Source organism: Pantoea sp. OVA07A (genome assembly GCF_019969975.1).
Taxonomy (GTDB): Bacteria; Pseudomonadota; Gammaproteobacteria; order Enterobacterales; family Enterobacteriaceae; genus Pantoea; species Pantoea agglomerans.
On sequence record NZ_JAHXYM010000003.1, the window covers coordinates 340084 to 361093 of the forward strand.

The following is a 21010-nucleotide window of genomic DNA, read 5'->3' on the forward strand; positions in this document are numbered from 1 at the left end:
CAATGATAACTATTATCATTATCATACGCATTTGCTTACATGCCTTAATACTTCAGGGAGATTTTCTAAGTGAATGTAACCATGCGTGTCCATAAGCGCCCTGTTGCGCTACTGCTGGCCGGTTTATTGAGTACCTCTGCTAACGGCGCTAATCAGGAAGAGACAGAAAAGCTGGCTGATGATGAGACGATGCTGGTCACTGCTGAACAGGAGCTGAAACAGCAGCCTGGCGTTTCGGTGATCACCTCGCAGGACATTGAGAAAAACCCACCGGTCAACGACCTTTCCGACATTATCCGTAAAATGCCAGGCGTTAACCTTACCGGCAATAGCGCCAACGGTGTACGCGGTAACAATCGTCAGATCGATATTCGCGGCATGGGGCCGGAAAATACGCTGATTCTGATTGATGGTGTGCCGACCACCTCGCGCAATTCGGTTCGTTATAGCTGGCGTGGCGAGCGCGATTCCCGCGGTGACTCAAACTGGGTACCACCAGAAATGGTTGAGCGGATTGAAGTGATTCGTGGACCGGCGGCAGCCCGTTACGGTTCCGGCGCGGCCGGTGGCGTAGTTAATATCATTACCAAACGCCCGACCAATGACTGGAGCGGATCGCTGTCGCTCTACACTAACCAGCCGGAAGATGATAAAGAAGGCGCAACCCGCCGCGCTAACTTTAACCTGAGTGGTCCGCTGGCGGGCGATGCTCTGACCATGCGGCTCTATGGCAACATCAACAAAACCGACAGCGATGCTTTCGACATTAACCAGTCGCACAATGGCTCCGGCGCCGCCGGTCGCGAAGGCGTTCGCAATAAAGACATCAATAGCGTGCTGTCGTGGAAGATTACGCCATTACAGGTGCTGGATTTCAGCTACGGATACAGCCGTCAGGGCAACATTTATACCGGTGATACCCAGTACAGCAACGGTGCCGGTAATGCCTTGATCGAATCTCTCGATGGTTCAGAAACCAACCGTCTGTATCGTCAGACCTGGGGCCTTGCGCATAATGGCATCTGGGACTGGGGACAATCTAAGCTCACCTTTAACTATGAAAAAACCAATAACACCCGCCTGAATGAAGGCACGGCGGGTGCGGGTGAAGGCCGGATCAACAGCAACACGTTCTCAACCAGTCGCTTTGAAAGTTACCGGGCCGGAGGTGAAGTCAGCTTCCCGCTGGAACTGCTGCGTGAGCAGACCGTTACGCTGGGAGCCGAGTGGAACCGTGATGAGCTGAACGATCCAAATTCAATGAACGGCACCAGTGCGCCTGGCGTATCCATCGACGGTGTCAGTGGTGATGCGGGCAGCCGCAACAGTAAAAACAGCGCAACGCTGAGCTCACTCTATTTTGAAGATAATATTGCTGCGACCGATAGCACTGAAGTCATCCCCGGTCTGCGTTTTGATTATCACGACACCTTTGGTGCGAACTGGAGTCCGTCGCTCAATATTTCTCAGGCTCTGGGAGAAAGTTTTACCCTGAAAGCGGGTATCGCCCGTGCGTTTAAAGCCCCTAACCTTTATCAGTCCAGCGAAGGCTATTTACTGGCGACGCGGGGGAATGGCTGTCCAATCAACGTTACCCGTGGCAGTTGCTATCTGCTGGGTAATGAAAATCTCGATCCTGAAGTCAGCGTAAATAAAGAGCTGGGTATCGAGTTCAGTCAGGATGGCTATATTGCGGGTATCACCTGGTTCCGCAATGACTATAAAAACAAAATCGTCTCCGGGACGGAGGTGCTGGGTTACGCCTCTAATGGTAACAATATCCTGCAATGGAGTAACGGCGGCAAAGCGGTAGTGGAAGGTCTGGAAGGCAATTTCACTATCCCGCTGGTCAGTGACGAGCTGGAGTGGCGGACTAACGCAACTTATATGATCGAGTCGAAGGATAAAAAGACCGGCAATCCGCTGTCGATTATTCCTGAATACACGATCAATACGATGCTGGACTGGCAGGTGACGCAGGATTTCTCCACTAATCTGAACTGGACGATGTATGGCCGTCAGAAACCACGCCAGTATGCGGAATCCCGCACAGAAAGCAATTCAATGTCGAATCGCGAAGTCGGCGCTTATTCAGTATTTGGGGTCAATTTTAATTATGACATCACCAAAAATCTGCGTGCCAATGCCGGGATTAATAACCTGCTGGATAAGCAGCTATATCGCGAAGCTGATGGTGCATCAACCTATAACGAACCGGGACGCGCTTATTATGCCGGGCTGACAATGTCCTTCTGATCTGCAGTAGCGCTTCCCGGTGGAAGCGCTGTTTTTTCGTCTTCGTCGAAAAACCTCCTGTTTACACTCCCCCCGATTTATCTTCTCAGTGCTAATCTCTGGCTGCCGCTTAACGAGCTGGGAAGTATCTGGCTCACGGGTATGGCATTAAATACTCACATTCCGTCTGGAAAGCGTAACGACAGGTAACTAATGTCGTGATTCCTGTATCCCGGCCAGCGAAACACCCCAGAGTGCGGCTATGCTCTGTCGGGTTCAACCTGCAACTATAACTAACTATCAGGATATTAAGTGATGAAAAAATTATCAGTTATCGTTATTGCTACCGGACTGTTTTTGTCGGTGAATTTACAGGCTAATGCCCAGGGCTGTCTTAAGGGAGCCGCAGTAGGCGGCGTCGCAGGTCATGTTGCTCATCATGGTGTGGCCGGTGCCGCAGCGGGCTGCGCAGTCGGTCATCATATGGCGAAGAAAAAACAGAAAGAGGCTGAGCAAAATCAGCAGTCTCAAAAATAAGCTGAGTTTGTAGCATCGATGTAAATCAGCCGATTACCGGGCAATGATAATGTCCGGTGATCGCTGAGTGATAACTATTCTGACTCTGTTGCATCGCTAAAGTATGGCGCATTAAGGGCGGCCGGTTATGGTAATTATGTTTATTTGAACTCGATGTGTTTAAAGGTGCAGTGATTTAGATGAGTGACCAGAAATTTGAATAAGGTACGCATATTTTTAATTCAGACAGTGGAAAACGTCTTTTGAAAAAACGTCCTTTATCGACCCAGCCGCACAATGCCATGCCATCTTCATATTCAATTACCACCATTATTCTTCTTCTTTTTCTTCGCCGAACAATGGTGCCCACTTCAATCATGCGGATGCCTTAACCGCACTATTGCCGGTTACGTCATGGGTATCTGAAAGTATTGTTCTGACAATGAAGTCATTACTTTTTCTCAGATCTCCAATCGCTGGCTGGAGTTTTCCATATATCCGCATACCTTCCAGCATCATGAAAATGCTTTGAGCCATGACTCGCGCATCTTCATCCTGGCGAAATACCCGCTGATCCTGGCCTCTTTTTAAGATGTTCTCTATCTCGTTAATTAAATGGTTAAATTTAAAGGAAACTTTCCCTTTAACCTCTTCGTCTCCGGGTAAAAGCTCACTGGCTGCCGCAATAGTAAAGCACCCTTTCTCTCCGGCAGGAGCAGATGATAACTGAGCCACAAATTCGAGCGTTTCTCGCAATGCAGCTTCTGGCGACATTTCTGCATTTCGTTTCACTGTCCTTGAAATGCCTTCATCCATATATCGCTGCAAAGCAGCCAGGTAAATAGCACGCTTATCGGGATAAAGTTTATAGATGCTGGCACTTGCAAGACCTGATGCTTTCATAAGATCAGCCATAGATGTTGCCTGATATCCCTTCTGCCAGAAGCATTCAAGTGCGGTGTTGAGGAACGTCTCTGGATCGAATTCTCTGGGTCTGCCTGCTGATGCTTTCATGAGGTTCTCCTGTTTTGAAGATTGATTGTAGATCGATCAATCTACAATTAAAAGGCTTTATCTAAACCTTGTGTTAAAAGTCATGCTTTTTGCCTGGTAAAATTTAATGCTGAGTCAGTGGACTGGCACAGGTGAGTCATTGGCCGCCTTCTGGCGGCGGCAGGCAAATACTTATAATGGGATTACAGTCTGGACCTGATGCTGAAAAACGTAGGGATCTGATAGCAACTCATATTCTTCATCGTCCGGATAGGTAACGGCAATCTGATACTGTTCGCCTGCAAAGGCTTTGATGGCTTCTAAATCTTCCCAGTACGTCGCAAGGAAGAAATGCTCCCATTCGCCCTGCGTTTCTCTGCGTACATAGGCTCCCAGATTCCCTGGTGTCGCTTCTGAATGTTCAACACCAGTCTCCTGCAAGTGAGTTGCAAAACCTTCGGCGTGCCTGACCGGTACGCATCCGTGCCATGTTCTGACAATCATGTTGCTATCCTCATGTTGTTGAAGAGTTTAACCATAACATGACAATGCAGGAACACGGATTCGTTCTCTGGGGGTGTAAGATGGAATATTAATAAATTACTTACCGGCTAGTTGACCATAAACAGAGCGTCGGGCATACAAACAATCGCCCATTTTGACCATCATAAAGCTCATGCTTTTTGTCTTAAGAAAGACCGACGTGATAACCTTCGAACATACGATAATTTCGTCTGACGTTTGGTTTACCATGAGAACTAACCGGTTCAGGGAACTGCCGCTTATCAGCGCCAAATACTTAAGACTCAGGGAGAGAACTGCCAATGAATACCTATTCAACCCGCCGTTTCGCGCTGTTAATTACCGGAGTGCTTGGCTGCTTATTTACTTTTTTTGTGTGGCGCAATGAAATTGACCGTAATACCTTTCTGACTCAACCTGTGCTCGACGCATTATGGTGTGCCGTCCTGCCGCTGGGACTGGCTCTTTTTTTTATTATTAAAAAATGGGGTAAAGGTGAGGCTGTCAACGGCATAATGAATAACATCAAACTTTTCGCAGGGTCCGTTCTGCTGATGGCCTTTTTTAGCTATATGCTGCTGACCACGGTTATCTGGCTTCTTCCGGGCACCCTCAGCAAGTATACCGCTTATAGCGAGTTTTCGGGCGGCGGGCGTCACGACTGTTCGGGTGTTGAGGTTAACGACCCGGACCTGCAAAGACGGATAAAGGTCTGTGAACCCGTGGGCAATTATTTTGCCGGCGGAACGGTTCGCGTGACTAAACGAAGCAATGCGGCAGGCATGAGCATTGTTAACGCTAGAATCAAAGAGTAAACGTCATTACGCAGCTCGGGGCCTGAGTACCTTCAGGCCCACACATAAACAGCATGATTTCTTTATACAACAGCCGTCATTCTTTTGTTAAAATTCAGAACTCGACATCTTCCAGGCTGAAGATTTCAGTCTGATCATTGTAGAAAAAATTATGCCAGAATCACAATCACCATCGTGAGCAACACCCAGCCTATGGCGTGAATATCTTTATGCAGGATAGCCTGAGCCAGATAGCCGCCTACGCCGGGCAGCGTATAGGCGTTATTGCCCACGGTGATCGCTTCGGAGGCCACGAAAAAGAACCAGCCACCAGACATTGACATCATCATGTTCCAGATCAGCCCCGGAACGGCAAAAGGCACGTCCAGTTTCCAGAAACATTGCCATGCTGTCAGATGGAAACTGCGGGAAACCTCCACCAAATCCACAGGTACGGTGCGTAACGATTGATAGAAGCTAAAGGTCATGTTCCATGCCTGGCTGGTGAACAATGCGAAGATCGCCGCCAGCTCTACGCCCAGTACCTGTCCAGGAAACAGCGCAATAAAGAACGTCAAGGTAAAAGAGATTTAGCCTAGCACCGGAACGGATTGCAGAATATCGAGTGTGTATGAGTAAATCCCTCAAACATTTTTTTATACCCGCGCCATGGATTTATAAAAATTTTAGGCTGAAGTCAGCTGATGTATCTTTATTACAACGGCTTAATACTGTGAAGACTGAATCAATTCACCCAACTCCGGGATACTCGTTGGTGTTAAAACAATGTTTCAAGGCGACCAGGCCTGAAACATGACGGAGCAGAAATGAGAGCGCAGAAGCGATGTATGGGATATGTGGCCATCGTGGTTGATGACTATGATCGGGCAATTGAGTATTACACCGAAAAGCTGGGTTTTACCCTTGTTGAGGATACACCGCAGCCAGGTAAACGCTGGGTTGTAGTTACACCTGACCCTGAAAGCGACTGCAATCTTCTTCTGGCTCGCGCTTCAAATGACAGACAGGAAGGTTTTATCGGCAATCAGTGCGGCGGAAGAGTATTCCTTTTTCTGCAGACGGATGACTTCTGGCGAGACTACAAAGCCATGAAATCGAAAGGCGTTACATTCTCCCAGGAGCCTCGTGAAGAGGAGTACGGAACCGTGGTGGTTTTTGAAGATCTGTACGGCAACCGCTGGGACCTTTATCAGAACAGGCAGAATTAAACACCAAAGCCAGTTGTGTATCAGGCATTCAGATGAACAATCAAAGCACGAACCCTGCAGGGATATTTCAGATCAGCGGGGAGTTTTTTGCAGCATCCCCTGAGCACTCTGCTGTCAGTTAAGCGCTCGCAAGCAACAGAGCGCCGTGTGATAGCAGACTTACTTTCCTCACCAGCTATAACCTTCAGATCCGCCAATCAGTTTCGCTAATCCAGCGATCTATCCGATATTTTTAGCTGCGCCCTGGCATTATAAAAACGACGATAGGATAAATAGACAGCAATGATCGTTGACAGACTGGCAGTTCCTATCAGCATAAACGTAACCATAATCTGATACTTAATCGCCTTGAGCGGATCTATTCCGGCGAAAATCAGTCCGGACATCATCCCTGGCAGGCTGACCAGTCCGACGGTTTTGGCAGCGTCCACCGTCGGCATCATAGCTGTACGAATGCTGTCGGCAATGATGCGGCCCGATGCCAGCTTCACCGATGCGCCAAGGCTCAGCATCTCCATAATTTTCTGCTGGTTGTCGCTGAAGCGCTGGTTCAGGTTGCTGTAACAGAGCCCTACTGCGACCATGGCATTACCGGCGATCATGCCCGTGATGGGGATGACCTGCATCGGAACAAACGCTATCGCCCCGCTCAGCACCAGAATCGTTAGCGTGATAACGGTGCCACTAAAAATAGCGACAAACGATATCGTAAAGGCGTTATCAATATTTCGTCCGCGTTTACGGGCGTTGATCGCGGCATTAACGCAGATAAACAGCACCATCAATACCGTGAGCCAGCTGTTATTAACATCGAAGATCGACTTTAATACAAAGCCGACAATGACCAGCTGAATTATCGCCCGGGATACACTCCAGAGAATATCTTTGCTCATGCCGAGCTTTTCTTTCTGGCTGATAAGCAGCGCTATAGCCACCAGCGTCAGTGACAGTAACAGCGAGGTGTCACTGATATTATGCTGATTCACGCTTATTCTCCTTTTCTGGCGGCTCAAGCCGAAGCACCTGCTCAGCCTGCTGGATATCGTTAACGTCATGGCTAATCCGCACCACGGCTACCTTTTCTTCAGCTGCGATCCGGTTAATCAGTGAAAGTACTGATAGTCTTTTCTCTTCATCAAGGGCGCTGGTGACTTCATCCAGCAACAGCACCTCAGGCATAAACTGCAGATTGCGCAGTAGTCCGACACGCTGTTTTTCTCCGCCTGAAAGTTGTTCAACAGGTTTATTCAGCACATCCCCTGAGAGATTTACGCTTTCCAGCGCAGCAACAAGTTTGTCCCGCTGAGGTTTCTGACGGCGAATCTGCCATGGCAGCGCCAGGTTGTCATATACCGTCTGACCAAACAGTTGCGGCGTCTGAAAACAGTACGAGACCTGCTGGCGATAGGCCTCTGCTCTCAGCGTGGTGATATCACTGTTCCTGAAGAAAAGTTGCCCGGAGGTGGGGGTAATCAGCGAAGCAAGGATTTTGAGGAAGGTACTTTTTCCGCTTCCGGATGGGCCGGTCAGCAAGACGCAATCACCCTGATATAACTGCAGGGAGACCGGTTTCAGTAGCTGACGATCCCCGACTGAAAAAGCGACGTCCTGCACATCCAGCAGGAGTGAAACTCTGTCCATATTTACGCCTCAGGACCTGACAAATTGAGTGTTGTCAGTATCAAAAAAAGCAGGAGTTACCCTTCACAGTCAGATTACCGGTACTGCATGTTGCAGCGCGATCGCACTGCTGTCGTGGGCGCGGCAAATGTACATCAGACTATGAAATATAAGGCATTTAATTGCGGCTATGCATTTTCTGAGTAAAAAATAAATGTGTGAAGGTGTGCGCCAGCCAAAACTTAATACGATCCTGCGCGAGGAACGTGGCAGGTACCGGGTTTGGATCAGAGTGGCAGACCCGCTGCCACCCGACAATTATTTGTTTTCCCAGCTGGTTGAAACCGGGTTGGTTACGGTGTTTTTTTCCTGAGTATAGGTGCCGTTCTGCTGCGCAATGGCTTCACCCGTGTCCACAATGGCATTCTGAATAAAGACGTTCTGCCCGTCCCCCCTGACAAAGGTTAACTGATGAAAAGCGGTTTTATTGCCCCAGTCAGCAGAAGGCAGAGAGATAAAACGCACGGTGAAAGTTTCATCATCAAACTTGCCCTGCATAACGTAAACGCCGTAGTGGTTTTCGCCCTGAGAAATGATTTTATAGGTACCGTTGTCGTAATAATAAATCTCCGCATCCGGAAACGGCTTTTTGTCATACATTTTTCGGTAGTGCAGCACCTGTTTGATGGTGGGCTGGCCGAAGCTGACGGTGAGGTTTTTACCATCTGCCGACGTCGTCAGACCTTCAGCGTGAACACTGCTCATCAGCATTAACAGACTTGTAGCGGCCATTGCGGTTGCTTTCACTCTCTTTCTCCTCAGCGGATTATGGGGACAACAAGCGTATAAGACCCCAGAACTTACACGGTGGTGAGTATCTGTTGAAGAGGCAGATAACACATTATTACACAATGTTATAATCACGCCCTGTAACCTGGCGACTTGAGCCGTAGTTGACCGGGTTGCCCGATATCGAAAGCGCTCGGATGCAGAAGGAAGCGGTTATCGCATTGAAAATAAAAAATAAACGCCAGGCTGACGTTTAAAGTTCGCCAGTGACGCTTAATGCCGCAACGCGGTGGAAAGCTGTTTAACTGCTTAAACGAATATCGGTCTGCTGCCGGCCGCTATAACAAAACGGCGCAGACCGATCTTTCGCTGGCAAATCCGGGCTGAATCCTGCTCTTTTACAGAAAATCAGGCACTAAGCGCAGACAGCCCAGGGCAAGGGGAACGTTTATTTCAGCGGTTCCGGCAGCGTTACGATCCACAACTCGCTGTCCGACTCCGGTTTCTTCAGCGGCTTCACGCCGATCGTCGTTGCAACCGGCTCACCCTCTACAGTAAGTTCCCCCTTTTCGTTCAGCCGATAATCCTTGCGCTTCTTACCTTCCACCGGATTTTGCATGACCGTTTTCACGCCGAAGTCATTGTCATTTGCGACCGCCAGGGTTTTACTGTCGATCAGCGCCAGTCCTTCGGCCTTCTCCTGCTGCCAGCCGAGTTGACGTAAATCGACCACCAGCGTTTTAGCTGCGAGCTTAATGCCTCGCTGCGCCAGCGCTTTCTCGTCGTCCGACTCCGGATACTCACCAGGCTTATCGAATGCGGCAAGATCGGTAGCCGCACTGAGATCCACCTTATAGATAAGGTTGCGCATCGCGTCGTTTTTATCGCTGCCTTGTTCAATCAAGAGAATATGCTGATTATCGAGCGCCACGATATCGCCAATTTTGGCGTCGCTGTTTTTACTATAAGCCTCGCTGTCGATAGGGTATCCATACATCGCGGTTTTACCGGTCGCCGGATCGAAGCTCACCAGCCGGGTAAAGCGCGCCTGCTTTTTACTTTTACCGTCGATATCCAGCGTACTCTGCACCGCGGCGATGATGCGCCCGTCCGGCATACGGGTAAGCCCTTCAAAACCACGATTAGGCTGACGCCACTTAAGAATATTAGGCAGTCCGCCCGCAATGGATTTTTCCCCTGCCATGGCCTGCGGCCCGTGAATCGCCAGAATCTTGCCGTGCTGATCAACGTTAATCAGAAACGGGCCATATTCGTCGCACAACCAGTACCCGCCCTTCCCGTCCGGCGTAATGCCTTCCGTATCCAGACCACGGTTATCGCCCTTCAGCACTTTCAGTGTGTCGCTTAACGCGACTTCATTGGTTGAGCCGATGACATCATCCTGTAGCGGCAATCCGTTAATATTGCCCTTGTCGTCATGCAGCGGTCGGGCATCCGTGGCTTCTGCTTTGCCGTTCTGCACCCGAATATTCATCAGCAGCGGAGCGAAGTCTGGCGTGACGAAAATTTTTGACTCATGTTTGCCCACATCGGGTGAGTCGGCATTCGGCCCACGATCGGTGACGGTCGCGAAGGTGAGCGCATCCCCCTGCTTACCGGTAAAAAGCAAACCGGAGCCGATTCCCACCGGCAAACCATCCGGAAACGCACTGGCGAACGCGCCGCTGTAGCTGACGCGCGCACCTTCCGGAAAACTGACGATATAGTGCTCAGCCTGAGGTTGCGCCGCAAGACCAGAAAAAGAGAGCACACAACTGATAATCAAAGAAATCGTTTTTATTTTCATAATATTAAAATCCATGAGGGAAAGCTGACAGCGTAAAGGCAATAAATGACAGGAAAATGATATTTGCGGTAAAAACGGACTGCTAACAGATTGATTTTTCCGCCGTTAGGGCGCCGGTTGATGAGGTGGTGAACGTAGAGTGTACGTTGCCTTGTGCACAACGCTGTCTCCTCAGTGCCAGGATCTGACATTGGCAGAAAAATGATTTTTATTCATCACCCTATTGCTATCATTATGCACTTCCGGATGTGAACCACAGATGAGAAAGCTTGCGGGCTACTTACTATCCAGATATTTGCTCTGAGGTGCTGAGTAACTCCCAGAGCAAGTTCGCATAATGAAATGTGAACCCACTCCGGGAGAATTTTCATAGGGTGAAACTGCGAACTGAACTGATGTTCTGGTTACAGTAAATCAAAGATAGGCTGTGGTATCTCTTCACCAGATCATCCCTGTATTTACCTGTGGTAAGTGTTCATCAATGTGTGATGTTTATTATTCAGGCGATTTTTCTATGCCGCTAGCCGAATTACTTATTCGCATCTGAAGACGAGAAATGTGTCCGGTGATATCTGCCGTTCTTTCTGCTAATCCCCGGATAGCACTGGCGATGACAGAAAACCCACGGCCATGTACACCTGCTCTCGCGGCTTCGATACTGGCGTTCAGTGAAATGAGTTTGATCTGCGCAGCAATAATCCCGTTTTCAGAGACGAGTTCGGCAATTTCTTTTGCGGTTTCGGCGGTCTGAATGTTTCGCCTGACTTCGCTTTCCTCATGTCGGCCACGGTCTTTACGGCCCTGAATATCAATAAGCGCGCCGACGGCACGCAAAGGGGTACCATCAGGTGCACGTTTAGTCTGCCCGCGGGCCTGAAACCACCGGTATTCACCACTTCGCAGTTTAAGACGATATTCAATATCAAAACCGGTTTTACCACTGAAGTCCATCAGGTGGTTGACGAAAGCATCGAGTGCGTTCTGTTTGTCATCCGGGTGAAGGCGTGATGCCCAGCTGTCCATCACATCAGGAAACTCTTCAATGGTTTCAAAACCCAGCAGCTTCCTGAACTGCGGTGACCACCAGAATACGTTGTCGGGATTCAGGGGATTTCCGCCAATAATATCCAGATCCCAGAGGCCGTCATTAAGCATTTCGCGCGAAAGGTCAAAACGGGTGGAGACAATATCAAACTTGCGGGACTGTGACGTTTCTTCTTCTGTATTCTCTATAACGGCAACCAGGCGCGGCGGCGTAAATTCACGACTGTATGATGCACGGATGCAAAACCACTGAAAGGTATTTGCGCCAGTTTTGATCAGACAGCGTAACAGCTTTTCATCACCGCTATGTTTGAGTGTATGACTTATCAAACCTTTGAACGCTTCCCGGAAATCCGCATGGATCATCTGGATCAGCGAAGAGAGCCCGACCTCCTTCTGCAGAGGCAATCCCATAAGCTGGCGTGCTTCAGGTGAAACAAATGCAGGCGCGTCACTTTTAAGATCGGTCGTCTCAACATACCAGTAGCCTTTCTGGCTGAGGTTCATAATACATTTCAGCAGCGTGGCATCACTATGATCCACATCCATCGTTTCATCGATAAATTTCTCAGCGATATCCATCGTTGTCGGCTCTTTGGCGGACTGTTTCCGGAATAAATTCAGCATTATTTCTCCTGGTGAGCATATACAGGCATAAAAATATGCCTGAAAGGGTTATCGGCAGAACTTTCTGGATATTCAGTTAAAGGTCGCTCGTTTGAATTAATACTGTAACAAGATGCTATAGATAGCTCGCCAGCGACAACTACCGGAGCTGAGGTGATGGATGAGCCTCATCGCCAGCGGGCTAAATTTATTTTTTTGAAATCCTGTGGCACAAAATTATCTTTGGTCTATGATATCTGGAAAATTTCAGGCCTTATAAATCCGACGCTCTGACTCCCAACGAAATTTACGTTGAAATGTTACTCTTAGTTTTGATACGCGGTTGTGGATTGATACTAGCTGGCTATCGCGGATATTAAATGAGTGGTTTAGCTGTGGCATGTCACTTCTGCTGATAGGCGAAAACCCGCACATTACTTATTGATATCCATAGGTATACTTCAGCAATTCATAAGAGAAACTGGCTGCTGATCTTATTGGATGTATTAACAGGGTTTATTATTTAACTTAAGCGATATTTTTATGAGATTGGTTTCACTTTGTTTCTGACTTACCATACCAGATACCATGAGCCTCATGCAGACCCGTGAGTTAAATAAATATGGCATTTTATGTTCATGAACTTTCCCCGCTCACTGACATCATAGCTATGTATCTCGCACTTAAAAACCATAGACAATTTAAGGCCTCCGCAAAATGACGTTTGCAAAAGATTAATTTTCCGCCGCAAACAAAACAGGGTTTTAAAAAAGGTTTTCTATTCGACTCCCGCTCAGGTCATCAATGCCTTACAGAAATACGTTTCAGGATATTTAAATGAATGAAAAATTGAAAGATGCTGATGCTCGTGCAGCTTATCAGCAGCTAATTAAGTCGGGCGAGTTTAAACCTTTTTTTCAGCCGATAGTCTCACTTGAGGATCAGCGTGTAGTGGGTTTTGAATTGCTGGCACGGCGTATTTTGCCCGAAGGGATTATCGTATCTCCGGCTGAGTTCATTCCGGCTATGGAACATCATGGGTTACTCAATGAGCTGATGACAAGTCTGGCCGCTCAGGGATTCATGACAGCGAGAACCTGGCCAGAACACCAGTTTCTGTCTATAAACGTTTCTCCTTCACAACTGAACGGTAAGCACCTTCCCGAAATTTTAAGAAAACTGGCTGAACGTTATCAGTTCAGCCTTTCACGGCTCAGGATAGAAATCACCGAGACAGCATTGATCGATGATATAGAGACGGCTCATGCAGAACTCGAAGCATTGTCTGAAATGGGTTGTATGATTGCTATGGATGACTTTGGCACCGGCTGTTCAAGCCTTGCCTGGCTTATCCAGCTTCCCGCCAGCACGATTAAGATTGATGGCAGTTTTATTCGTTCAATGCTTCAGAAAAAGGATAGCCGGAAAATTATCTCCAGCGTAGTCGGTTTGGGCCGCAGCCTGGATATGGACGTCATTGCTGAGGGTGTTGAAACAGAGGAACAAGCTGAGATGTTGCGGGGTATCGGCTGCGCTTATGCACAAGGCTACTTATTCAGCAGGCCGATCCCGGCTGAAGAAACACATAATTTTCTCACCGCTGGCTCTGGCCGCAAATTTCATAGTCGTGTGGCACGAATGTCTCTTGAGCAGCGCGCGCATCAGATTTCATCGATGTATGCTGCGCCTGACACCTCTATCTGTTTTCTCAGCCCTGAACTGATGATTGTTGACGCAAGTGATACCTTTGCAGCGCGGGTTGGCTGGCCAATGCAGGACATTACCCATCGCCATATTTTTGAAGTGATACCGTCTCAAGCTGAGAAGCTGCTTTGGTTGCAGGATTTCAGGACAAAAGGTCTTCCTTACCCTCCGTTTGAGGTAAAGCTGCCCGGCGGTAGCACCGATTTGGTTATGATTACGCGGGTGGAGGATGAGGCAAAAGATTTACTGGGGTTTTGTGTGTTTGGCTTTAACATTGACCGTCAGAACAACCTTGTTCAGCCTTAGTGCCAGTTTACGACATCAAATGATACTTCCCTGTCGCTAAAATAACCTTAACGGTGCAGGCTTCAGTTTCAGGTTGTTAGCTGAAGATGGGGATAAGTCCGCCTGGTGCCAGAAGCGGACATTACGCATATAGATTTTCAGTTATGTATCGGGTAAAGCCAGACAGATAAAACTGCTGTTATTTTAAGGCAAATACAAAATTTAGTCAGTTAGAGTAAAGTGGCGCGCGAGTTTGTCGAAGTGAGATTTGAATTCTGAATATAATGACCTGGTGGCCGGATTTAGCTGACTACGGTGTGGGCAGATAAAGCTCAGAGGATTACTTTCTCCTTTAAAATGCGGAAGAACCGGAACGAGGGCTTTTCGATCAATGTCTGCATGAACGTCCAGCCAGGACTTGTACCCAATCCCCACTCCCTCAAGAGCAAGCCTGCGTGTGGTTTCGGAGTCATTACAGACAAAACGGCTTTTTACTGATATGGAATGTTTTTTACCCTTATCATAAAAAGACCATGTCCCATAAGGATGACCATTCAGGGTAAACAGAATGCAGTCCCTGCTGGGGACCTCCTCGAGCGAATGCGGTTCTCCATGACGTTCAAGATAATCGGGGGATGCGACCAGGATACGTCTGTTGTAATCAGCCAGTGGCAAGGCGACATAACTCTTGTCCGGAAGAATACCGTAGCGCACAGCAACATCAACAGGGTCCCGGTGTATATCACTCACAGCGTCGGTGAATATAAGCTGTACAGAAATACCGGTATGCTTTTTACAAAACGATGAAATTATCGGTAGAAGTGTACTTCTGCCGATATCGGACGGCATCGAAATCTTTATTAGCCCCTTCAGAACACCTGAATGACTATCAAGGCTTTCTCTACCCGCCTTAATCACCTCAAGCATTTCATTGGCATAGGGAAGATACGTGTTTCCTTCCTTTGTTAATCTTATCGTTCGGGTAGTGCGCACAAAAAGGCTGACGCCGAGCTCTTTTTCCAGTCTCGATATAGCCGCACTGACCTGTGCAGGTAGTAAACCGGCCTCTCTGGCTACACTGGAGAAGCTTTCCAGTTGCGTGGCTCGCACAAACATTCTGACATCCTCAATCCTTAACATTGCGCATACCTTCTTCAACCTTTAACCACGTATAACGAAAAACCACGAGCGGATTTACACTCCTGGAGTGTAAATCTTACTCTATTAAGTCTCTTTTTGTGTAGGAAAGGTTCATTTAAGATTTGCCTGTCAGATAAGCAATCAATACAACTAAATACCCGGAAAGGCGATATGAAAGCAATTGTATATAAAGATAATCAATTACCTATCAGTAACACTGACTCACTTTACGAAACCATTCTTCCAAAACCCGAGCCGGGCAGGTCTGATCTTCTTGTCAGAATTCAGGCAATCGCTGTAAACCCTGTAGATACGAAAGTTCGCCGTAACGTCTCCGTGACAGAACCGCGGGTCCTTGGCTGGGATGCTGCTGGTATCGTGGAGGCTGTTGGTGAAGATGTGACCATGTTCAAACCGGGTGACGAAGTTTACTATGCGGGTTCCATCCTGCGAGCCGGATCATATGCTGAGTATGGGCTGGTTGATGAAAAGATTGCTGGCCCTAAAGCTGCCTCTCTTTCAATGGCCGCTGCGGCAGCGTTACCCCTGACCTCACTCACAGCCTGGGAATTGCTGTTTGATCGTCTTGAAGTAAAAACAGGCATAAACGACGTATTGCTTATTATCGGAGCCGGGGGCGGCGTCGGCTCAATCCTTACTCAGCTTGCCAGTAGTCTGACCCAGCTTACGGTAGTAGGCACCAGCTCTCGCAGCGAAACAGCTGAATGGATTAAGTCACTTGGCGCCCATCATATTATCGACCATAACAAACCGTTTGGTCCGCAGCTGAAAGCTTTGGGTATTTCGGACGTGCGTTATGTAGCCAGCCTGACGCACACCGATACGCATTATGAACAGATAATCGACGTAATGGCTCCTCAGGGCAGACTCGCTGTCATTGATGATCCTGATATGCTTGATGCCATGCCACTTAAAAACAAATCAATCTCCCTCCACTGGGAGCTGATGTTTACCCGCTCCATGTTCAATACAGCCGATATGCAGCGTCAGAATGAAATACTGTCGGATGTAAGTAATCTTCTGGATAAAGGCATTATCAGCTCAACGCTGGGCGAACATTATGGAACTATCAACGCTGAAAATTTACGCAGGGCTCATGCAGTTATTGAGGCTGGAACAGCAAAAGGGAAAATTGTTCTGGAAGGATTCTAACTGAATTAGAGATTAAAAAAAGAATTTAACCTTAACTATTTAAGGTTAATAAAACTGACTGAGATTTTCTGCCGGGCAGAAAAATTTAGTTAACCGTACCAGGCAAACCATAAAGGTAAAAAATGTTATATCTGGTCTTTAGTGGAAAAATTAAAGAGAATAAAGTTACTGAGTTTTATGAAAAAGTAGCGAAAGTCAGCCAGGATGCGACGCTTCAGCAGGATAAACCCGTTGTCTATCAGTGGCATAAAAACGTTCACGACCCCAGATTGTTCTTCCTGAATGAACAGTGGAAAAGCGTGGAAGACTTACATGCTCACTTCGAAACTCTGTACAAGATTTTTGGAGCAGCTAAGCCAACTGAACGACTGCCTGCTGCAATTATGGAGTATCTTGATGAAGCAAGTGTAGCCTATTACGATCCTGTTTCTTGATCAAAAAGCCCCTCTGTGAGGGGCATTCAATTCATTATTTAAATCTACAGTATATATGTTACGGGAGTTATGGTTTGCTACTGAATAAAAAAATAGTACTCACTAGCGTTATTTTACTCAGCTGCTTCTGCGCGGCCACTTCGGCCGGACAGTCGGATCTGGCAAAAAAAAACATTCAGCTTACGAGAGATAAATCTACAGGCAAAGCAGAAGTAGTCGCAACGTTTTGGCATGCTATGCCTACAGGCGTGACGGTGACCGAAACCGGCCGTATTTTTGTAAGTTTTCCGCGATGGGGAGATGATGTCCCTTTTACTGTCGCAGAGATTAACAGAGGGGCCGTTGTTCCTTATCCGAATTCGGTTATCAATATCGCGGATATAAATAACCCTGGTAAAAGCTTTCTGAGCGTTCAAAGCGTTGTTGCTGATGGCAGAGGAAAACTCTGGGTGTTAGACACAGCATCGCCAGGGTTCTCAAAACCCATTGCTGGCGGAGCTAAACTTGTTGCAATTGACCTGAACACAAAAAAAGTCGTTAAAACCATCGTTTTGTCTGAAAACGTTGTGTTACCAGCAACCTATGTTAACGACGTTCGCATTGATTATCGCGCTGGTAAATCCGGTATAGCCTACATCACCGACTCATCGCTTTCCGGAACGGGTGGCATCATAGTAGTTGATCTTTACTCAGGAAGCGCGGTACGTCGTCTGACCGGCGATCTAACCACTTCTCCTGAGAAAGGTTTTGTGCCTGTTGTTGAAGGTGAAACCCTTTTACAACGTCATCCTGACGGTTCAACCACTCCTTTTAGCGTTGCATCTGACGGTATTGCATTGTCTTCAGACGGTAAAACACTTTATTACAGCCCTCTGGCAGGGCGTCACCTGTATTCGGTGGACACAGCGAAACTTAGGGATCCGGATATCAGTGAGAAGGAGCTGTCTGCTTCTGTCAGGGATTTGGGCGAAAAAGGTGCCTCCGATGGTCTTGAATCCGATGCCGCAGGCAATATCTACGCTGGTGATTATGAGCGAAACTCAGTCAGAAAAATGGATAAAAATGGAGTATGGTCAACTATTGTTCATGGGCCTGATATTTTATGGCCAGACACACTTTCTGTCGGCCATGATGGCTATCTGTACTTTATTGTAAATCAGCTGCATCGCCAGCCGGTGTTTCATATGAATAAAGATATGCGCCAGAAACCCTATGCACTTATGCGTGTAAAAATAGATGAAAAGCCGATCATTACCAGATAAAATCGAAATAAAATATCCAGAAAACCAGCAACCTCCATTGCCATTAACCTGCATCTGGTGTGTCAAATTAAACGTTAATTAATCATATTAATGGAATATTTATGAAAAAACTGATTCTTGCTTCACTGCTCCTCTGGCCAGTATCTCAGGTCTGGGCAGCAGACTGTAACAATGTAGATACCCAGCTTGAAATGAACCAGTGCGCAAGTGCAGATTACAAGAAAGCTGATAAGGAATTGAATTCTACCTACCAGCAGGTACTGAAATCCACCGCTGGAGAACAGACAGCACTTTTTCGGAAAGCCCAGAGAAAATGGATTGAATATCGTGATGCTGATTGTCAGTCTCAGACTTTTGCATCGCGTGACGGTTCCATTAGTTCAATGAATTTCGGGTTATGCCTCAAGGCAAAAACCGAACAACGGACCAAAGAACTGAAAGAGATGCTTAACTGTCCTGAAGGTGATGTGAGCTGTCCGTTATGAAAAAATTCGCACTGTTCCTTGAGTGATATTCGAATTCGACCCGGACAGGGTTAGTGCAATTATGAGTTCCTGTCTTGAAAGTTATGTCCGCCTTTCGCTCTGGCGGACATATTAAACCTTTAGCGTGTCTGCTTCGTCCCAGATGCAAAAATCAGAACATTGCATAACCAGAAAACCGCGCACGAGCCTCAGAAGTTTGCGGTTCTGGAGCTATAAAAGCTTTACACTTAATGGTCTTTAAGGCGATTATTAATTCTCAATTAACCACGCTTGTATGACAAGCGCGACTCAGGAAGACTACAAGGAAGGAGTAATTATTTCTTTGAAGAAATCGCATTGACTATTCTTTCGCACCTATTAATAATTAATAAAATTAACAGATTTGATGGATTATCATGACTAACTCATCTTTTAACAGGCCCGGTGCTATTGCACTTATGCAATTTGATGATGGCAGAACTATCGAGTTCATAATGGGTGTTGAAGATATACTGACGGGTGTGGCTATCAATAAAAATAGCATATTCGATCTTGCTTCAGTATCAAAGCAGTTTACAGCATTCAGCATTCTTCTCCTGGAGAAATACGGATTACTGCATTTAAATGACTATCTCCTCGATTTTATTCCAGAAGTTAAACTCTCCCAAAACAATATAACACTTGAGAACTTAATTTATCACACCTCTGGACTTCCTTGTCTTTTTGATATCGCTGAAGATAATGGCATTGATTATTATTCAACATTTAAAAATGAGGATATAATTAAAGGAATTAGCAAAAGGAAAAATTTAAATTTCTATCCCGGAACCAGGCACGAGTATAGTAACACTGGATATATTTTACTTGCCCAAATAGTTGAAAAGGCCTCAGGATTAAGCTACCCGGATTTTGTTAAAAGGGAAATATTTTTACCCCTGGATATGCATGATTCCTTTGTTTCTGATGGAGTCTCTATGGAGAAGGAATCTGTAAGCGGATATCAAGAAAAAGATAACAATATATTTTTTCCTGTTCGCAGCCCATGGGGCGTTACCGGAGCAGGCCTTGTGCACTCATCCGCTAATGATTTAATGAAATGGGGCCTGAACTTTTCTTCGGGCCTGGTCGGAGGAAAGGAGTTAATAAGAAAAATGCTTACCCCACTCCCCCTGATTACTGACACCAACATTATGATTGAAGATCATATTTCATACTGCTTTGGCATTGAACTGGACGAGGATAAATCAGGAAAATTTTATTGTCATCAGGGTTCTACATTTGGAAGAGAAACATATTTTGTGCGCTCACAGGAAGCAGCCTATACTCTGGCAGTATTATCAAACATAGAAGGTTATGATGTCTGTTCAATGGCCGTAAGATTGTTTAATGGCATGACTTCAATAACCACATAAAAAATTCTTCCCTTATTTGGCGCAATGATAAGGGCATAAGCAGGATGTCCGCTTTTCGCTCATAGCGGATGTGCTCATATAACATTTGCATTTTTTATACTAAGCCACATGAGACATCTACTATTCGCTGACAAGAGTGAATATTTTCTCTTCCAGGCGTTTTGCACTGTCAAAATCGTGGGCGAACTGGGTAATTGTTGGTTTACGTTTACATAGTTCGCGCATTCTGCGCGTTGAGTCATGATGTAACGTTGCATCAACTGCAACACCATCAATGCGGCCTTCCAGCATATAGCTTTCCCGGTATGAAGCATCCCCGGCAATAATTATATAGTGAGTGCCTGCATCGACCACTACGGACTGGTGCCCAAGAGTATGTCCCGGGGTTGGAACGATTCTCACCGCGCCGTCTTTCGTTACCGCCATGCTTCTGTCAAAGCTTTCAAACGGACCGTCATCATGGGTAGTGATGGTCGGTTTAAGCCATTTGGGGTAATGCATGTTAAGGAAACCCTGCACTGGCCCATTCCATGCAAGGGCGTCATGCGCTTCTTTTTTGCTCAGGATTATCTCGCTACCAGGAAAATGCCCGATTCCTCCAGCATGATCGCCGTGCATATGCGTCATTATTACCCATCTCACATCCCGGGGATTAAATCCCAGGGACTGAATTCTCGCGTTAACTTCTTCTTCAGGTTTGACCCACCTTCTCTCACATCTCTGCATAAATGGGTGCCACCAGGGTTGATACCCAGGATCATTCGCATGTGAGCTTTCACCCGTATCCACTAAGATAAGCCCTTCCGGATGTTCAATAAGCCAGCATCCAATCGGGAGACGAGGACTCCACTCTTTGTCTATCAGAATATCTACAACCCGGGCAGGACGAGCCTCGTAACGTGCGAGTTGATGACGGTATTTAATCTGAACATCTCCGGTTTGCAGGCAGTGTATTTTCATGCCATCCTCTTAAAGCAACAA

20 protein-coding genes and 1 pseudogene are annotated in these 21010 nt (G+C 46.9%); 10 read left to right on the forward strand and 11 right to left on the reverse strand.

All coding sequences use genetic code 11. From position 1 onward, the window contains the following. Nucleotides 1-81: 81 nt before the first annotated feature. Nucleotides 82-2256, forward strand: coding sequence for a TonB-dependent siderophore receptor (locus LC417_RS12705; RefSeq protein ID WP_022624368.1), 2175 nt, complete (start codon nucleotides 82-84; stop codon nucleotides 2254-2256). A gap of 294 nt (nucleotides 2257-2550) precedes the next feature. Beyond that, nucleotides 2551-2772: a hypothetical protein gene (locus LC417_RS12710; protein WP_010247042.1), complete on the forward strand. Its 222-nt coding sequence runs from the start codon at nucleotides 2551-2553 to the stop codon at nucleotides 2770-2772. 175 nt (nucleotides 2773-2947) lie between these two features. On the opposite strand, the gene LC417_RS12715 is transcribed toward LC417_RS12710, so the two are convergent. From LC417_RS12715 to LC417_RS12725, 3 genes are all read right to left on the reverse strand, one after another. Beyond that, nucleotides 2948-3130, reverse strand: coding sequence for a hypothetical protein (locus tag LC417_RS12715; protein ID WP_223565943.1), 183 nt, complete (start codon nucleotides 3128-3130; stop codon nucleotides 2948-2950). Next, nucleotides 3127-3765, reverse strand: coding sequence for a TetR/AcrR family transcriptional regulator (locus LC417_RS12720; protein ID WP_223565944.1), 639 nt, complete (start codon nucleotides 3763-3765; stop codon nucleotides 3127-3129). The genes LC417_RS12715 and LC417_RS12720 overlap by 4 nt, the downstream gene beginning before the upstream one ends. A gap of 171 nt (nucleotides 3766-3936) precedes the next feature. Continuing rightward, nucleotides 3937-4248, reverse strand: coding sequence for an antibiotic biosynthesis monooxygenase (locus LC417_RS12725; RefSeq protein ID WP_154210132.1), 312 nt, complete (start codon nucleotides 4246-4248; stop codon nucleotides 3937-3939). 320 nt (nucleotides 4249-4568) lie between these two features. Here LC417_RS12725 and LC417_RS12730 point away from each other — a divergent pair, with 320 nt between their 5' ends. Beyond that, entirely contained in the window at nucleotides 4569-5081 is a 513-nt protein-coding gene (locus LC417_RS12730) for a hypothetical protein (protein ID WP_158149868.1), read from the forward strand. A gap of 152 nt (nucleotides 5082-5233) precedes the next feature. Here the strand turns inward: LC417_RS12730 and LC417_RS12735 are convergent. Then, a pseudogene (locus LC417_RS12735) lies at nucleotides 5234-5686 on the reverse strand (ABC transporter permease subunit); the annotation flags it as partial. Between the two features lie 201 nt (nucleotides 5687-5887). Here LC417_RS12735 and LC417_RS12740 point away from each other — a divergent pair. Beyond that, nucleotides 5888-6289, forward strand: coding sequence for a VOC family protein (locus LC417_RS12740; protein WP_223565945.1), 402 nt, complete (start codon nucleotides 5888-5890; stop codon nucleotides 6287-6289). Between the two features lie 206 nt (nucleotides 6290-6495). Here LC417_RS12740 and fetB read toward each other — a convergent pair whose 3' ends face one another. The 5 genes from fetB to LC417_RS22485 all read right to left on the reverse strand — a co-directional run bounded on the left by fetB (nucleotide 6496) and on the right by LC417_RS22485 (nucleotide 12176). Continuing rightward, a complete protein-coding gene (fetB, locus tag LC417_RS12745) occupies nucleotides 6496-7275 on the reverse strand; it encodes an iron export ABC transporter permease subunit FetB (RefSeq protein WP_010247036.1) in 780 nt (259 codons plus the stop codon). Next, a complete protein-coding gene (gene fetA, locus LC417_RS12750; protein WP_223565946.1) occupies nucleotides 7262-7930 on the reverse strand; it encodes an iron ABC transporter ATP-binding protein FetA in 669 nt (222 codons plus the stop codon). The genes fetB and fetA overlap by 14 nt, the downstream gene beginning before the upstream one ends. A 297-nt stretch (nucleotides 7931-8227) precedes the next feature. Continuing rightward, nucleotides 8228-8716 (reverse strand): hypothetical protein, encoded by a 489-nt coding sequence (locus LC417_RS12755; protein WP_167430088.1) that lies wholly within the window; start codon nucleotides 8714-8716, stop codon nucleotides 8228-8230. A gap of 430 nt (nucleotides 8717-9146) precedes the next feature. Further along, entirely contained in the window at nucleotides 9147-10505 is a 1359-nt protein-coding gene (locus LC417_RS12760; RefSeq protein WP_223565947.1) for an esterase-like activity of phytase family protein, read from the reverse strand. Between the two features lie 495 nt (nucleotides 10506-11000). Further along, nucleotides 11001-12176, reverse strand: coding sequence for a PAS domain-containing protein (locus LC417_RS22485; RefSeq protein ID WP_010670406.1), 1176 nt, complete (start codon nucleotides 12174-12176; stop codon nucleotides 11001-11003). Nucleotides 12177-12992: 816 nt separating this feature from the next. On the opposite strand from LC417_RS22485, the gene LC417_RS12775 reads away from it, so the two are divergent. Further along, on the forward strand, nucleotides 12993-14165 hold the full coding sequence (locus LC417_RS12775; protein ID WP_223565948.1) for an EAL domain-containing protein: 1173 nt from the start codon (nucleotides 12993-12995) through the stop codon (nucleotides 14163-14165). Nucleotides 14166-14366: 201 nt separating this feature from the next. On the opposite strand, the gene LC417_RS12780 is transcribed toward LC417_RS12775, so the two are convergent. Then, a complete protein-coding gene (locus LC417_RS12780; RefSeq protein ID WP_033773426.1) occupies nucleotides 14367-15284 on the reverse strand; it encodes a LysR family transcriptional regulator in 918 nt (305 codons plus the stop codon). Between the two features lie 171 nt (nucleotides 15285-15455). Between LC417_RS12780 and LC417_RS12785 the strand changes: the two genes are divergently transcribed. The 5 genes from LC417_RS12785 to LC417_RS12805 all read left to right on the forward strand — a co-directional run bounded on the left by LC417_RS12785 (nucleotide 15456) and on the right by LC417_RS12805 (nucleotide 20029). Further along, entirely contained in the window at nucleotides 15456-16457 is a 1002-nt protein-coding gene (locus LC417_RS12785; RefSeq protein WP_223565949.1) for a zinc-binding alcohol dehydrogenase family protein, read from the forward strand. A 122-nt stretch (nucleotides 16458-16579) separates the two neighbouring features. After that, on the forward strand, nucleotides 16580-16891 hold the full coding sequence (locus LC417_RS12790; RefSeq protein ID WP_033773430.1) for a putative quinol monooxygenase: 312 nt from the start codon (nucleotides 16580-16582) through the stop codon (nucleotides 16889-16891). Between the two features lie 74 nt (nucleotides 16892-16965). Further along, entirely contained in the window at nucleotides 16966-18153 is a 1188-nt protein-coding gene (locus LC417_RS12795) for a major royal jelly family protein (protein WP_223565950.1), read from the forward strand. Nucleotides 18154-18254: 101 nt separating this feature from the next. Then, a complete protein-coding gene (locus LC417_RS12800) occupies nucleotides 18255-18638 on the forward strand; it encodes a lysozyme inhibitor LprI family protein (RefSeq protein ID WP_223565951.1) in 384 nt (127 codons plus the stop codon). A 395-nt stretch (nucleotides 18639-19033) separates the two neighbouring features. Next, nucleotides 19034-20029, forward strand: a complete 996-nt coding sequence (locus LC417_RS12805) for a serine hydrolase (RefSeq protein ID WP_223565952.1) — start codon at nucleotides 19034-19036, stop codon at nucleotides 20027-20029. 120 nt (nucleotides 20030-20149) lie between these two features. Here the strand turns inward: LC417_RS12805 and LC417_RS12810 are convergent, their stop codons facing one another. After that, nucleotides 20150-20989, reverse strand: coding sequence for an N-acyl homoserine lactonase family protein (locus LC417_RS12810; RefSeq protein WP_223565953.1), 840 nt, complete (start codon nucleotides 20987-20989; stop codon nucleotides 20150-20152). Nucleotides 20990-21010: the final 21 nt, after the last annotated feature.